The sequence below is a fragment of the Corallincola spongiicola genome (assembly GCF_004284785.1).
GTDB lineage: Bacteria > Pseudomonadota > Gammaproteobacteria > Enterobacterales > Neiellaceae > Corallincola > Corallincola holothuriorum.
Genome location: NZ_SHLY01000002.1, coordinates 649,861 through 664,911, shown reverse-complemented (window position 1 = coordinate 664,911; position 15,051 = coordinate 649,861). Strand labels below are relative to the sequence as shown.

General features: G+C 50.3%; 12 protein-coding genes and 1 riboswitch. Of the genes, 8 read left to right on the top strand and 4 right to left on the bottom strand.

Annotation, left to right across the window (positions count from 1 at the left end):
* The first annotated feature begins 120 nt into the window (after positions 1–120).
* From EXY25_RS08600 to EXY25_RS08570, 7 genes are all read left to right on the top strand, one after another.
* Positions 121–945 carry an ABC transporter ATP-binding protein gene (locus tag EXY25_RS08600; RefSeq protein ID WP_130566437.1) on the top strand — a complete coding sequence of 275 codons (825 nt, stop codon included), beginning with the start codon at positions 121–123 and terminating at the stop codon, positions 943–945.
* A complete protein-coding gene (locus EXY25_RS08595; protein WP_114337219.1) occupies positions 938–1,975 on the top strand; it encodes a FecCD family ABC transporter permease in 1,038 nt (345 codons plus the stop codon). The genes EXY25_RS08600 and EXY25_RS08595 overlap by 8 nt, the downstream gene beginning before the upstream one ends.
* Positions 1,976–2,020: 45 nt before the next feature.
* Positions 2,021–3,490 carry a cobyric acid synthase gene (locus tag EXY25_RS08590; protein WP_130566700.1) on the top strand — a complete coding sequence of 490 codons (1,470 nt, stop codon included), beginning with the start codon at positions 2,021–2,023 and terminating at the stop codon, positions 3,488–3,490.
* Complete coding sequence (locus EXY25_RS08585; protein ID WP_130566436.1) at positions 3,487–4,341, top strand: cobalamin-binding protein; 855 nt, start codon at positions 3,487–3,489, stop codon at positions 4,339–4,341. Before EXY25_RS08590 ends, EXY25_RS08585 begins: the two co-directional genes overlap by 4 nt.
* Before the next feature lie 28 nt (positions 4,342–4,369).
* Positions 4,370–4,510: riboswitch (cobalamin riboswitch) on the top strand.
* 55 nt (positions 4,511–4,565) lie between these two features.
* Entirely contained in the window at positions 4,566–6,428 is a 1,863-nt protein-coding gene (locus EXY25_RS08580) for a TonB-dependent receptor domain-containing protein (protein WP_165419309.1), read from the top strand.
* A gap of 243 nt (positions 6,429–6,671) precedes the next feature.
* Positions 6,672–7,628, top strand: coding sequence for a substrate-binding domain-containing protein (locus tag EXY25_RS08575; protein WP_165419308.1), 957 nt, complete (start codon positions 6,672–6,674; stop codon positions 7,626–7,628).
* Between the two features lie 4 nt (positions 7,629–7,632).
* Entirely contained in the window at positions 7,633–9,561 is a 1,929-nt protein-coding gene (locus tag EXY25_RS08570; RefSeq protein ID WP_130566433.1) for a sensor histidine kinase, read from the top strand.
* Positions 9,562–9,626: 65 nt separating this feature from the next.
* Here EXY25_RS08570 and EXY25_RS08565 read toward each other — a convergent pair whose 3' ends face one another.
* The 4 genes from EXY25_RS08565 to EXY25_RS08550 form a co-directional block, all read right to left on the bottom strand.
* Positions 9,627–10,304: an OmpW family outer membrane protein gene (locus EXY25_RS08565; RefSeq protein WP_130566432.1), complete on the bottom strand. Its 678-nt coding sequence runs from the start codon at positions 10,302–10,304 to the stop codon at positions 9,627–9,629.
* Between the two features lie 195 nt (positions 10,305–10,499).
* Entirely contained in the window at positions 10,500–11,051 is a 552-nt protein-coding gene (locus EXY25_RS08560; protein WP_130566431.1) for a lipid-binding SYLF domain-containing protein, read from the bottom strand.
* 144 nt (positions 11,052–11,195) lie between these two features.
* Positions 11,196–12,203, bottom strand: coding sequence for an MBL fold metallo-hydrolase (locus EXY25_RS08555; protein WP_130566430.1), 1,008 nt, complete (start codon positions 12,201–12,203; stop codon positions 11,196–11,198).
* A gap of 203 nt (positions 12,204–12,406) precedes the next feature.
* Positions 12,407–13,804: an alpha-amylase family protein gene (locus tag EXY25_RS08550; RefSeq protein WP_246019528.1), complete on the bottom strand. Its 1,398-nt coding sequence runs from the start codon at positions 13,802–13,804 to the stop codon at positions 12,407–12,409.
* Positions 13,805–14,447: 643 nt separating this feature from the next.
* Between EXY25_RS08550 and EXY25_RS08545 the strand changes: the two genes are divergently transcribed.
* Positions 14,448–15,044 (top strand): GTP cyclohydrolase II, encoded by a 597-nt coding sequence (locus EXY25_RS08545; protein WP_130566429.1) that lies wholly within the window; start codon positions 14,448–14,450, stop codon positions 15,042–15,044.
* The last annotated feature ends 7 nt before the right edge of the window (positions 15,045–15,051 follow it).

Sequence of the window (15,051 nt, the reverse complement as noted above, 5' to 3'; positions counted from 1 at the left end):
ATCTATAGCTTTCAATTCCGGTCAACCCGCCTAAAAATCCGCGCTCAATAATGGAAGCAATGTGGCGCATATCCAAGCTAAACATCTGTATCGACCTCAGCATGACAGGCGATACCACTGATGGCCAATCAAGAGCAACCGCTGGTGCAGGTGGACGCCCTTGGCTGGCAAGCTGATGGTCGCGATATTCTGCAACAGATAGATTTCCAGATTAGCCGCGGCACATTTGTTGGCTTGATCGGGCCAAATGGCGCAGGCAAATCCAGCTTGCTACGATGTCTATATAGAGTAAATAAGCCTTCCAGCGGTCAAGTACGCCTTAACGGTCAGAATTTATGGCAGCACTCGGCGCGCACCGTTGCGCAGCAAGTGGCTGTCGTACTGCAAGAAACCACCGGTAACTTCGGCTTACGATTGCGTGATGTGGTACGGATGGGGTTAACTCCCCATAAAGCCGCATTTGCATTGGATAGTCACCATGATCTGCAACTGGTCGATGATGCCATTGAGCAGGTGGGTTTAACGGCATTAGCACAGCAGCCCTTTGAACATCTGTCTGGGGGCGAGAAACAGCGCGCGCTGATCGCCCGCGCTATCGTGCAGCGTCCTAAGCTGCTGCTGATGGACGAACCAACCAATCATCTCGATGTGCGTTATCAAATTCAGGTATTGGAGCTAGCCAAACACTTGGGCATCACCGTGATCGCATCTATCCACGATCTGAATTTGGCCAGCGCCTTTTGTGATCAGCTGTTGTTGATCGATCAGGGCAAACTGATTGGCCAAGGAACCCCTGACGAAATATTAACCGAACGTATGCTCGGTGAGGTATTTGGAGTCTGCAGCAGTATCGATCAACACCCGGACCATGGTCACCCGCGCATCACCTACCACTATGGCTACTTAACCGCAAACAATAAGCCACCGGGAGGTGACCATGCCTGAGCAGTTATGGCAACGGCCCGCCTTTCGCTGGTTGGTAATAATGGCGCTACTGCTATTTGCATTAGCAACACCGCTGTTCGCAGCCAGCTTCGGCGCTGCCCAGATCGATGCAGCAGATGTGTGGCATGCTCTGTGCCATCATTTGGGGGGCAGTTGTGATGTCAGCGCGATCAAACAGCGTATCGTTATCGATATTCGCTTACCTCGGGTCATTTTGGCCTTTGTTGCCGGCGCGGGGCTAGCACTGTCTGGAGCGGTATTACAAACCGTCACTCGTAACCCGTTAGCTGACCCCTACCTATTCGGCATCTCTTCTGGGGCTTCGCTAGGGGCAGTGATCGTCATTGCTGTTCTAGGTATAGGCCATGGCATCGGTCTCCCCTTGGGGGCCTTTTGTGGCAGTGCTCTGGCCGTTATCTTAGTGATGGCGATGAGCAGTCGCTCCGGTCCGGGACAAGTGGAGCGCATGCTACTGGCGGGCGTGGCCACCTCATTTATGCTCAGTGCCATGACCAGCTTGGCACTCTACACCAGCGATCCTCAGGCCACCGCATCGGTGCTGTTTTGGACCTTAGGCAGTTTTACCCGCGCCAGCTGGGATAATATATGGCTGCCGGTCGTTGTCACCAGCAGCTGCTTACTGCTTTTTATCGGCTTCAGCCGGCAGTTGAACGCCATTTTAGCGGGCGAAGAGAGCGCACGAACCTTAGGTGTCAATGTCGCCCGCCTGCGCGTGGTGATGTTGCTGCTCAGCTCCTTAATCACTGCCACACTGGTGGCCTATTGCGGTGGCATCGCCTTTGTCGGCCTGATGATCCCTCACCTGGTACGCATGTTACTAGGCGTTAATGTACTGCGCAGCCTGCTAGCCACTTGCTTGGCCGGGGGACTATTTATGGTTTGGATCGATGTGCTGGCGCGTAAACTGCTACCGGGGCAAGAACTGCCTGTCGGCGTTATCACCTCGGCACTCGGTAGCCTGTTTTTCCTGATTATTTTACGTCGCCGCAGCGCAGGCATGGGGAGTTAGGCTTTGACCACCAGACAATCCTTCTCTGCCCCAGCCCCAACACTGATGGTGCAAGGGACGACATCGGACGCAGGCAAAAGCATCACTGTCGCAGGGCTCTGTCGCCTGTTTCAGCGAGCAGGCGTCAAGGTCGCGCCATTTAAACCACAAAATATGGCACTCAACAGTGCTGTCACCGCCGATGGTGGTGAAATAGGTCGCGCGCAAGCGTTGCAAGCAGAAGCCTGTAAGCTTACTCCTCATACCGACTTTAACCCGGTGTTGCTAAAGCCCAATACGGATATCGGCGCCCAGGTGATCATTCACGGCCATCCGGTTGCAGATATGGATGCCACTGATTACCACCAATATAAAACCGTGGCTATGTCTGCGGTGCTGAGTTCATATCAGCGATTGGCCAAGCAGTATGAGTTGATCCTGGTTGAAGGGGCTGGCAGCCCTGCCGAAATCAATCTACGGGATAGAGACATCGCCAATATGGGGTTTGCCGAAGCAGTGGATTGCCCGGTGATTATTGTTGCCGATATTGACCGTGGTGGCGTATTCGCCCACCTCCACGGAACGCTGGCCCTGCTATCCCCTAGTGAACAGGCACGCGTTGTTGGTTTTGTTATCAATCGCTTTCGCGGCGATATCAGTTTGCTGCAATCGGGTCTGGATTGGCTGGAACAGGAAACAGGCAAGCCGGTACTCGGTGTCATCCCCTATCTGCATGATCTGCAACTGGATGCAGAAGACGCCATTAACGCCGCGCAGCTGAAAGAGCAAGCTCAGCTGCGAATTGTCGTTCCCGTGTTGCCCAGAATAAGTAACCATACCGATCTGGACCCCCTGCGCTTAAACCCCGCCGTCGACCTTATCTGGATAAAAATGGGGGATGTCATGCCTGCGGCAGATCTGGTGATCCTACCCGGCAGCAAATGCGTGCGTGACGATCTGGCTTTTTTACGTCAGCAAGGGTGGGATAAGGCGATCGATAAACACCTGCGTTATGGCGGTAAAGTGCTAGGGATCTGTGGTGGCTTCCAGATGTTGGGGCAACAAATTGCAGATCACAACGGCATAGAAAGTTCCCCAGGAACGAGTGCTGGCTTGGGTTACCTGAAAATGGAGACAATCCTGACGACAGCTAAAACCCTGAAAAACCGCTCAGGGCAGCTGCAACTCGACGAACATCAGGCAGCAGTAAAGGGGTATGAAATACACGCAGGCGATAGCCAAGGGGAAGCGCTTTCAAGACCACTGATGACACTCAATGGTCAACCGGAAGGGGCGATCGATGAGGATAATCAGATCATCGGCAGCTACCTGCACGGATTACTCGATCACCCAGCCGCCTGTGCCGCCGTACTCTCCTGGGTTTGTGGTCACACGCTGGCCACGGTAGATGTTGATACACTGCGCGACCAGGAACTTAATAAACTTGCCGACGCTTTCGAAACACATTTAGATTTAACCCGGTTCAACAGCTTCCTTTCCATTGACACGCCAAGCCTTCAGGGAACGAACAGATGATAAAAACAACACTGGCTCTATTGGCCATCTCCACATTTTCACTCACCGCCTATGCCGCGACACCACAGCGCATTATCGCCCTGTCTCCCCACGCAGTTGAGATGCTCTATGCCATCGGTGCCGGCGATAAGATCATCGCCACAACAGAGTATGCAGATTACCCGGAAGATGCATTATCGATCCCCCGTATTGGCGGCTATCACGGCATACAGCTCGATCGGGTGATAGAACTAAAGCCCGATCTCATCGTGGTATGGCAAGGTGGAAATCAGCCCGGTGATATCGAACAGCTCAAGCGTATGGGTTATCCCATTTACCACAGCGAACCGAGCAAGCTGGAAGAGGTTGCCAACGAAATGGAACAGCTTGGCGAGATGCTTGGCTATCAAGAGCAGGCGCATGCAGCGGCAACCGCCTACCGCCAGCGCATGCTGGGACTAAGACGAGCCTACAAAAACCAACCGCCAATCAAGGTGTTCTATCAGCTATGGGGCACCCCGTTAATGAGCGTGTCGAAACAGAGCTGGATCCATCAAATGATCGACCATTGTGGCGGTGTCAATGTAATGGCCGAGGCGAAAACAGCCTACCCGCAAGTCAGCTTAGAGCAAGTTCTACTAAGCGAAGCCCAGGTGATCGTGCACCCAGATGATCATGGCAGTAACAGCGCGACCGATTTCGATTGGCAAGCTTGGCAGGAACTGCCAGCCGTAAAACATCAACAGATCTATGGTATTGATGGCGATCTACTGCACCGTTTTTCACCCCGTGCACTCGATGGCATGCACCGACTATGTGAATCACTGATGACCGCACGTAGCCTTTACGCGGAACAGGACAACAACAGATAGACAGAACCATTCGATCGGTTAAGTAACCGGTTAAACAACAGGTTTGGGCGGCACAGTGCAAGCCACTGATGCCATTCGGGAAGCCGGTGAAAATCCGGCACTGCCCCCGCAACGGTAACTGAGATCGATGATCACAGAGTCCGGAACCGACCCAAGCTATTTTGCGGCAGGTAAGCCGTTACACATTGAACCTGACGCGGAGGGCGTCATTTATGAGGAAAACAATGCACAACACGTTTCGAACCACAACAAGCAAAACCCCTTGGTACCAGATTTGTCTGCTAACACTGGGCGGTGTTATCAGCAATCACGCGGTGGCAGATGAAGTTCTCCCCACCGATGATCCGGCGGTTGAACACATCATAGTCACAGCTAGCCGAACACCACAAAATATAGACCAGGTCATGGCCTCGGTCGAAGTGATCACCCGTGGTGAGATAGACAAGCTGCAACCAAAATCATTGGCCGATCTATTAGCCACTGTCGCCGGTTTGGACGTTGCCCGGCAAGGGGGCGCAGGTCAACAAACCTCGCTGTTTACCCGCGGTACCGGCTCTGACCAAACTCTGATCCTGATCGATGGCGTTCGCAGTGGTTCCGCGACCCTTGGCAACAAAGCGATCGAGAACTTGCCCATGGCACAGATCGAACGTGTCGAAGTGGTGAAAGGGCCAAGAGCCTCGATGTGGGGATCCGATGCGATTGGCGGCGTGATCAATATTTTTACCCGTCGCATGAGTGCAGGTGAATATCAGTTAGGTGCCGAAACCGGCAGCGACTCATACGTCAGCGGTGATGGTCAGATAGGTGTTGGCTACGATGCTGGTACCACCACCATCAGCCTGAGCGCCGAAGATAGCCGTGGCTTTGATGCCCGTGAAGATACCGAGTTTGACGACGACGGTTACGATCGCTTATCTGCCGCGATCCGCGGTGATTATCGCGTCAACGAGCAGATCGTCGTTGACTGGATAGGCCAGGTTGATGATGGCAGCAACGACTATGACAACAGCTACGGTGCCAACAAGAATGATTACGATAATTACCTTTGGCAACTGCGAGGTAATTACCAAACAGAACAATGGCTAAGTACCTTCGCCTTCTCCCAAAGTCGGGATTACAACAAGAACTATGGCAACGGTATTGCCAAAGGCGACGGCGACTTCTTTGAAACGCGTCGTAAGCAAGTGAGCTGGGTTAACCACTATCAGCTATACAACCCGTTCACGGTTTCTGCCGGTGTTGATTTTTATCGCGAAGATATCAACGCCAACACCGACTATGAGGAAGATTCCCGCGACGTATCGGCGATCTTTGGCAACGCCCTGTTTCAAGATCAAAAGTGGATCGCAGAAGCAGCCATTCGCTACGATGATGTCGAAAATATCGACTCAGAAACCACTTACAATGCCAGCATCGGCTATAACGTGACAGACAAACTGCTGGTGGCGCTCAATGCGGGGCACAGCTTCAAAGCACCGACTTTTAATGATCTTTATTATCCGGAGTCATTTGGTTCGAAAGGCAATCCAGACCTGACCTCTGAAACTGCCGACAGTTATGAACTCTTGCTGCGTTCAAGCTATGCCGGCATCAAAGTGACCGCCAGTCTCTACTACACAGAGATAGACGACCTCATCGAATGGGTCTGTGACGAGTTCTGGAACTGCAGTCCAGAGAACATCAACGAAGTGAAGATCACCGGCGGTGAGTCCACTGTTAACTTCAGTACAGTAGGACTCGATCATCGAGCTACCCTGAGTTACGTTGATGCAGAAGATCAGGCCACAGGCTCACAATTAATTCGTCGCGCTCGGAAAACAGCCAGTTATCAGGTGAGTTATGATTGGCAAGATTTTGAACTGTTAGGCCAGTATGAGTATCACGGTGAGCGTACCGATGCCGGGCAGCGTTTAGATGACTATCAGCTAGTCAATATCGCTCTAGCATATTATGTCACGCCAAGCTGGACTATACGGGCAAAAGCCAACAACCTGTTCGATGAAACCTACCAAAATGTGCTGGGCTACAACACCCCTGGCAGTGAATATTTTGTCGGCGTCTCGTATCGCGGCTTTTCACTGTAATTAGCAGTGTTCGCTATATAGCTACAGAATGAACGGGCCAGATAGTGGCCCGTTTTTTTCGCCAATATACCTGACCATAAGTTCCGCTAACCCGGTGACTCCCCCTCGTATCACCTCACCAAATACTGCTGGCTCTCACCTCCCCCTCTCCTCACTAGGGATAATCAACTTAGTTCCCCTTATGACAGCCGATTAACTATGCTTACAGCTGAATTACGACAGTCAATCTGTGGGTGGTATTCAATGTTAAAACAAATGATTAGTGTCTCAATCATCTTCTGCGCCTTGATGATAGCTGGATGTAATGAAGCGCCAACGTCTCCTTCACCCACAACCGAGAAAGCCAAACCCTTTCGGGTGCTACTGGTAATGAAGTCGTTGGTGAATCCGTTTTATATTGAGCTACAACGTGGCGCAGAGTTAGCCGCGGCAGAGAGCGGTATTGAACTGATCGTCAAATCAGGCACCAATGAGACATTGGTGCCACAACAAATTGATATTATCGAACAGCAACTGAAATTAGGTGTCGATGCCATTGTTATTGCGCCTGCTGACTCTGTTCGCATTATTCCGGTACTCAAGCAGGCGATCCAAAGCGGCATTAGCGTGGTTAACATTGATAACCGTATCGACCAGGATGCGCTGGCGCGTAGCGGTCTTGAACCGATCCCATTCGTCTCCGTGGATAACCATCAAGGGGGGTACTTGGCGGCCGAGTACCTTAGTCGTGGCGTCGAGCAAGCAACCTCGGCACTGATTATTGAAGGCCCCCGCGCCGCCGAAAACGCCCGTCAGCGGCGAGATGGCGCCCGCCAAGCATTCGACGAAGCAGAGCAGATCACCGTCGTCGCCTCGGAACAGGCAAACTGGCACCTTGATCAGGCCTACGCAGTGATAAAAAGGGTGCATGCGCTGCATCCGGATCTGTCTCTGGTGTTCTGTGCCAATGACATGATGGCTCTGGGCGCGGCTCTTTACCTGCAGGAAAACAATCTGCAACAGATAAAGATTGCTGGGTATGACAATGTGCCCGACGCCCGCTCGGCCATAGAACAAGGGTTAATGGTTGCCACCATTGATCAACAGGCTTTCCAGCAGGGGTATGTGGGCGTGCAAACCGTTGTAAGCTTATTGAATAAGCAAAAGGTAAAAGATAGCGTGTTAGTTGACGTCAAACTGATCACCACAACGGAACTGTAACACGATGATCTCAGGGCCAGCCTGGTTCAACCGACTGCAAAACAGGTTACTTACCTATATGGCGGTCGCAACCTTGCTGCCTTTAATTGTACTAGGCGTTGTCACTTACCAGCTCTCCGTCAATGGGCTAACCCAACAAGCAGAAACACTGACTCAAGAACTGATTGAAGAACGTGCCGCTTCTGTTGCATTAATGGCAACCAATACCGAAAGGCTCGCTAACCGCATCGCCCAAAATGACGCGGTCGCAGAGCTATTGCTGCGAACACAACAGCAAACAGAGTTAAGCCGTATCGAAAAACTCAAACTGCAGTCAAGAATCGAAGCGGAGCTCAGCTCAATGATCCGCGCCAATGATCTGCTTGCGGTTGAAATCATCACCGATGATTCGATATTCGGCGTAGGTGACGTTTCCGCTGACGGCACCTACGACACCGCGCTGTTTACGAATTGGCTGCAGCAATGTCAGCAGCGCGAGCAGGTACTGTGCTGGCCGGGAATTGAGCACAACACACATATCCAGTCTCCCTACGGCTTAGTCTTACCCGCACTCTATTCGCTAAAAGAGTTTGATGAACAGTTGGTGGCCTACCAAACCGTTGGTTTTCTGATACTGAAGTTTTCGATCAGCGCACTTTATGATTACACCCACTCACAAAACCAAGACTGGATGTACCACATCATTGTCGATCATAAAAACCGGATCATCTATCACCCATCACAATCCAAAATTGGCCAAACATTAGCTCTGAACACAGCAGCAAGCGATGACACAGCCCGCTTTCAAGCCACGCTCTTCAACGCATCCGAGCCACTAGAGCGCCACTTAGAAACAGAGATCACCAATATGGGCTGGCGTACGATAGGTGTCATACCGCAGTCTCGCCTGCAGGCCAACGCGCGCCTGATCAGCCAGCTCACCATAGGTTGTATCGCTTTTTCTCTACTGCTGATGATACTGGCGATGCTCTATATTGCGCGCCGGATCATTTTACCAATACGCACCGTCACCGAAGCCAAACCCAATAGCGAATCAATGCATCCCATTACCACCCAATACTCCATTCAGGAGATCAACCAACTGGTGCAATGGTTCAATGACTACACCAGTATCGTCAGTAATGAGCGCACTCAACAGCGAGAATTAAAACGAGCCTACGACACCCTGCAGCAAACACAAAAACAGCTGATTGAAAGTGAAAAGATGGCAGCGCTAGGTAACTTAGTGGCAGGTGTTGCCCATGAGATTAATACGCCACTTGGCGTTGCGATCACAGCATCCTCCATGGTGCTGGAAAAAACTGAGTTGCAGCAGCGTAAACTGACCAATGACGAGTTAAAACGCAGCGACCTCGAGCACTACCTGAATGATGGCCACCATGCGCTTAACCTCACCCTAAATAACCTGCATAGGGCAGCACAATTGGTACAGACCTTTAAACAGGTGGCCGCAGATCAACATCAGGAACATAAACAGGAACTTCTACTACAGAAAGCGATCTCAGACGTCTTTGTCAGTTTAGGACCACAGTTTAAGCGCTTTGATGTCACCACCCACCTTAACTGCAATAAGAGTCTGAAGATCACCAGCTATCCGGGGATCGTATGGCAAGTGATCTCGAACCTAATGACCAACTCCTATAAACACGGGTTTCACCCTAAGGACAAGGGCGAGATCAGGGTCGATGTCGAAGCGGCGGAAAGCTGGGTGATTGTCACCTATCAAGACAGCGGCCAAGGTATTTCACCACAGGATCTACCGCATATTTTTGATCCCTTTTTTACCACCCAACGCAACCAAGGCGGCACCGGCTTAGGCCTGAATATCGTGTATAACCTGGTAACGCAAAACCTTGGCGGCACGATTCGTTGCGACAGCAAACTCGGTAGCGGCGTGACCTTTACCATCAACCTGCCCTATATCGCGCCTTAGCTTCAATGGGTGATCACAACAAAAAACGGGCTAACCAGCCCGCTCTTTTACTCTGTATTCGCCCATTAGAAGCGATAACCGACACTGGCCATATAAACCCAAGGGTCAATGTCGACACTCACACTGCTTTTAGCGCCGCCCACTTTAAAGTCGGCATCCGTGCTGATGTCGATATAGCGTACCTGCGCATTGACGAACCAATCTTTATTGATCGAATAATCAGCGCCCAGCTGTGCCGACCAACCGAAAGAGCTATCCAGATCCAAGTCGCTGAACCCCTGCTCTTTACGACTGCCACTAAACTCTTCATCGAAGAATACGGTGTAGTTGAGGCCGAGCCCCACATAAGGGCGGAACACCGACTCGCTAGTACCAAAGAAATACTGCACAGAAAGCGTCGGTGGTAGATGACTGACTTCAGCCAGCTTGCCATCGCCCAACCCTAACTGCGAATTTTCCAGATCAACATCATGGGTAAATGGCGTTGCCGCCAGCAGTTCAACGGCAATATTGTCGGTAAACATATAGGCGAAGTTAAGACCGATCTGGGTATCATCATCTACCCCGACCCCCATATCGGTTGACCCCAAGCCATCGACATAGACATTACCGGAACTATCATCAGGTGAGACATTGATGATACCGCCGCGTACTAACCAGTCTCCCGCCTGGTGAGCTTGTGCCGCAAGAGGGGACATGAGAACTAAACCGCAGAGAACAGAAGACGCTATTTTTGTTTTCATCGTGTTAACCACTTGTTGTTATTTCGATGAAATTATCTAGCGGCTAACAGGTGGAACTCTTGATCTAAATCAATTGATACAGATCAATTAACGAGCGCAATCACAAAACATAACTCTGACATCTATATTCAACGACTTAACCTCAACCGATTAAGCGAGGCTAAGTCGTCGCATAAAACAGGACAAATAGTGCCCCTAATTTAACTCATCACTTTTCCAGTATTTTGCGCCTTTTGCCGTAGCCTGAATTGCTAATCCCGCCTCTGTCAGCTGGTACACGGTAACATCACCAAATTTTGCACCACCGCTGGCTTCGCCCCCCTTATCTTTAGTCTTTGCTGCGGCATCAGCTTCACCACCAAAAACCCAGCCATCATCAATAAATGAGTTCAAGGCTTTCTGAGTATGGAAAACAAACAACACTCGGTAATCCTTAGCGCCTAGGCCAAGGCCAATACCGCCCTCGCCCATCTCCATATAGGTGACTTTCCCAGTCGAATTGTTTTTAGCCATGCCGTAGCCACCACCACCAGCGACAAAAATCACGTTGACTTGAGCATTTGAAAAAGTAGCGTAACCCGCAGCAGAACCCATAAGTTTCTTCGCCGCAGGTTCCTGTTTGTATACGGCGCTGATAACTTCCTGATTCATTTTTTGAATCTCTGCTCGCTGCTCTGACGGATTTGAACCTTTTGCAGAACACCCCACCAAAACCAGAGCTATCAATATAGAAAGTACTTTATTCATTGCTTCACCTTTTATCGGGATTTAAGTTAAGAGACAGACTCTTGCAAAAAGCATAGTCAAAAATTGAGTATCTCCTTAACTCTACTCAAAAAAAATTCAGTAGCAACGACTTGCTAGTTTTTTATCGAACACAATCTCACAAGGTCACTGACTCAGCAGCCGTGCGCTATTGCTTAGCTGTATCTGCAACTCAGTCATAGGCATGACAACAAAGCGGTCAAAAGTGATTTCACTCGGCTGCGCAGTGCTTTGCAGCTGTTTATCTAATAGTGCTAGGTCTTGAACACTTAATGGTAGCGGTAGTTCATTGGGCTGATACAAGGTGCCGATTGGGTAGTACAGCCCAGGCGTGGTGGTCATTTCTATATGTGCGCCCAATACAGCGCTGACTGGATGGGTTTGAGTGAACTGATACAGCCGATGCACACTGTCGCGATAATCCTGCCAGTGCTTTACATAGATAAGTCCCGGATAAAGGGTGTCTCCGGTGATTAACCACTGGGTTTCAGGATCATAGAGTGCAATGGACTCTTCCTGATGTCCCGGTATTGGCAACACGCTTAACGAGCGATTGCCCAGTTCAATATTGGCTTGCCCCTGCGCCCCGCGGTCAAAGCCAAAGTACTCATTCATTAGGTCGGCCTTCGGCGATACCAAGGTGATGTTGGCTTGGCCTTGAAGCAGAGCGTCTCCGTTGTAGTGATCGCTATGGCTATGGGAGTGCACAACTAACCATTGCCGAGATTCGCCCCCCGTCTGTGCTAACACCAGTTCATTCACGATTTGATACAGGGGCAGAACGGCTGCATCATCGGTTGGCCCGGTATCCACCAACAGCACTTTGTCATCACCAATCAACAAATAGATAAACGGCGCTTCAAAGCTGATGCACTTGCTAACCCGAAGGATATAGCTGGTGGCACTGTGCTGATAAACATCTACAGCGTTATCAGGCGTCACACTGCAGCTCTGTACACCATGGGCCCAATCTTTTTCCAGCAACGGCACTATCGAGTCAGGCAAGAGAGCTTGTGCGCTGTTACCTTGGTCTGCCGTGAGCTCTATGCGCGCATCCAGCTTCGGCGGCGAACTGCAGCCCGCAACGATCAAGCCCAAAGCTATAGCGAAAAACGTGAGGTGAGTTGATCTCATTGCAATCCTTATATGGGGTAACTCATTCCGATATCAGCATAAGCCAACGAGAGTCTGTAAAGCGATTCAGAAAGGTAACAAGAAACTACGGCCGTGCCGCTTGCCACTTAATCCAGGCAGACGACGGGGCACCAGCAAGATAATAAGCACAGCAGGCACAAAAAAGGCGGACATCCGTCCGCCTACGACAAGTCTTCTATTTATTAGTCTCTTAACCACATTCTAGCGCTGCGCGGCGGCAGGTAGAACTTGTGCCAATTACTGCTGATGCGCTCAACACTAGATCCATCCAAGGTATCGCGGTAGTTAGTATTCCACCATAGACCCGCGCTGCCAGCATCGGCCCAGGCATCTTGTCCACCACTGCACTTGTTGATGCCAACAACACCCTTGCTACCACGCGAGAACAAGATATGACATTCATTGTGGCTAAGGATCTGCATGCCTGTGCCTTGCACGCCATTGTGGAAGCGCAACATACCCTGAATATCACCACGCTTATAGAAATTCACCCAACGATTGTCGCCGCTCTCGTTATTGTCTGAGTAGATCAGCGGCGTACCACCGTCACGTCCCAATACAAACGCATGCGCAAGGTGTTCATTGGTGCCATCCATTAGCTGATAACGAAACCCTTCATTCAACGGGATATCATGAGTAATTGCGAAGGTAATGGCACGGCCGCCGTCCAACGCCTGACCATAAGCACCGGGATCAACCAACGCACTCATGCTGCCACCGAAATTCAACGCGCCGCGAAGTGTCGCGAACAGTGGGAAATCGTACGCGGCATGGTCAGTGTCGTATAAGTACGGCCCAAGGAAGTTGTCATAATCGCCGTTACCCGCGCCACCCGTGGTGATGATCTCACCAAAGACATGCATACCTGACTTGATTTCTGGTGTGAATACCGCATTCAGATGGTAATTGGTCATGTGCTTTGCCGCATCAATACGGAAGCCTTTAACACCCAATGACTTCAGCGCATTCAAATACGCTTTTTGCTGAGCAACTACCCAGTTGTTGGGATCCAGATCTGGCAGGCCACGGTCATCCTCTCCTCCGCACAAACGCCAGTATTGAACATTGCCCGGATCGTTATAGTTGGAGATACACCCTTCAGGATGGAAGTCGTTCGCACCAAAGAAATTATCTTCCAGATCACCATACAGGATCTGCGAATTGTAATAGCTACTGTTAGCTGCATAGCTATTCAACACTTCAGTGCCTGGGTAGTTAAGGTCTTCACGTTTCCAGGTTTCGTTAGCCATGTGATTGAAAATAATATCCGCATACACAGCAACGCCCTTGGCACTGAGGGCATTAACCATCGCCTTAAAAGCCTGGGTATCGCCCAGCGGGTTATCAATCACTCGATAATCCTGTGGCTGATAGCGAGACCACCACTCGCCACCGGAGGACTTATAAGCGGGTGAAACCAACACTTTTTTATAACCTAGGTTGGCAATCTCTTGTGCTCTAGCGGCAACATCGGAGTACTTCCAGTTAAACGCATGTAGGATAACTTCGGCAGAGGCTGAGGCACTGAAAAAGCCCAGACCAACCAAGGCTGACAAGGCCATTTTTTTTATAGTTTTCAAAACACTTTCCTTTGATTAAGTCAGTATGAATTGTTATTAGTTTGTCATTCGCACATGGCACTCAGCTCACTAACGTAGCGAAGCAGGTGAAATATGCAGCGGCGATAATGCGCAATTTTTAACCAACTTTTTTTGAACTCAATCACAGTTAAAAATTGAAGTATTTACTAATCAAGATAGGTTTTTAACAGTGTTTAATTAGCCACCTAGGCCAAGGCCAGAACCGTCGGGCTGTGGCATAAAAAAACAACGCTCAACGACCAGGAAGAATGTCTAACAACAACAGATAGATAAATCAGGGATGATCGACAGGACGATTAGATCAGAATGCATTTAGTCACCGAAATCACGGATGAATCTTTAGTGGGTATCCCCATCAACAACAGGTCAAAGTAATAAAAATAATCCATCCCCCTGACCAGAGCACGGTATGTGTGAGGAAGTCCCTCGCCCATTGAATAACGAATAAACTAACGCCATCGGCAGCCAACGGTCAGATGAACCTTCTGCCGTTAGCTAAGATTTCGTTCAATTTCCCCCTCAACCCAAGCAATCCTTGATATGCTTGGGTCTGGTCGCAGTTCAATGACTTTTGCAGGCACCGAATTCGCATTCACGGTGATGCAAGTTTAGAGAGTTAAAAATGGTAGAAGTAAGAAAAGCGGTGCCACTAAAAGTTGGTGCCGCGCAGGTAGAAGCAGAGATAATCTCTTTCAATGGGCTAGAATCAGGATGCGAACATATCGCTATGCGGTTCAAGGGCACCCAACCCAATAGCAATATTCCCTTAGTGAGAATGCACTCTGAGTGCCTGACTGGTGATGTCTTTCATTCATCCCGCTGTGACTGCGGCGAACAGCTGAACGAAGCTATTTCACTCATCCATGTCGAAGGCGGCATACTGCTCTACCTGAGACAGGAAGGTCGCGGTATCGGTTTGTATAACAAGCTCGATGCCTACGAGCTGCAGGACACCGGCCTGAACACCTACGAAGCCAACGTTAAACTAGGTTTCGGCGAAGATCAGCGCGAATTCAACGAAGCGGCTGAAATGCTCAAAGCGCTCGGCATCGACCATATTCGCCTGCTCTCAAATAATCCGCGTAAAACTGAGCAGTTGAAAGCGGCCGGGATCTCGATCGAAACGATGGTCAACACCTCGGTGCATCTCAAACCCGGTAACTCAGATTACCTGAAAGCAAAAAAGAACCACGGCAATCACCAACTCAGATTTTCGTAACGGCTAA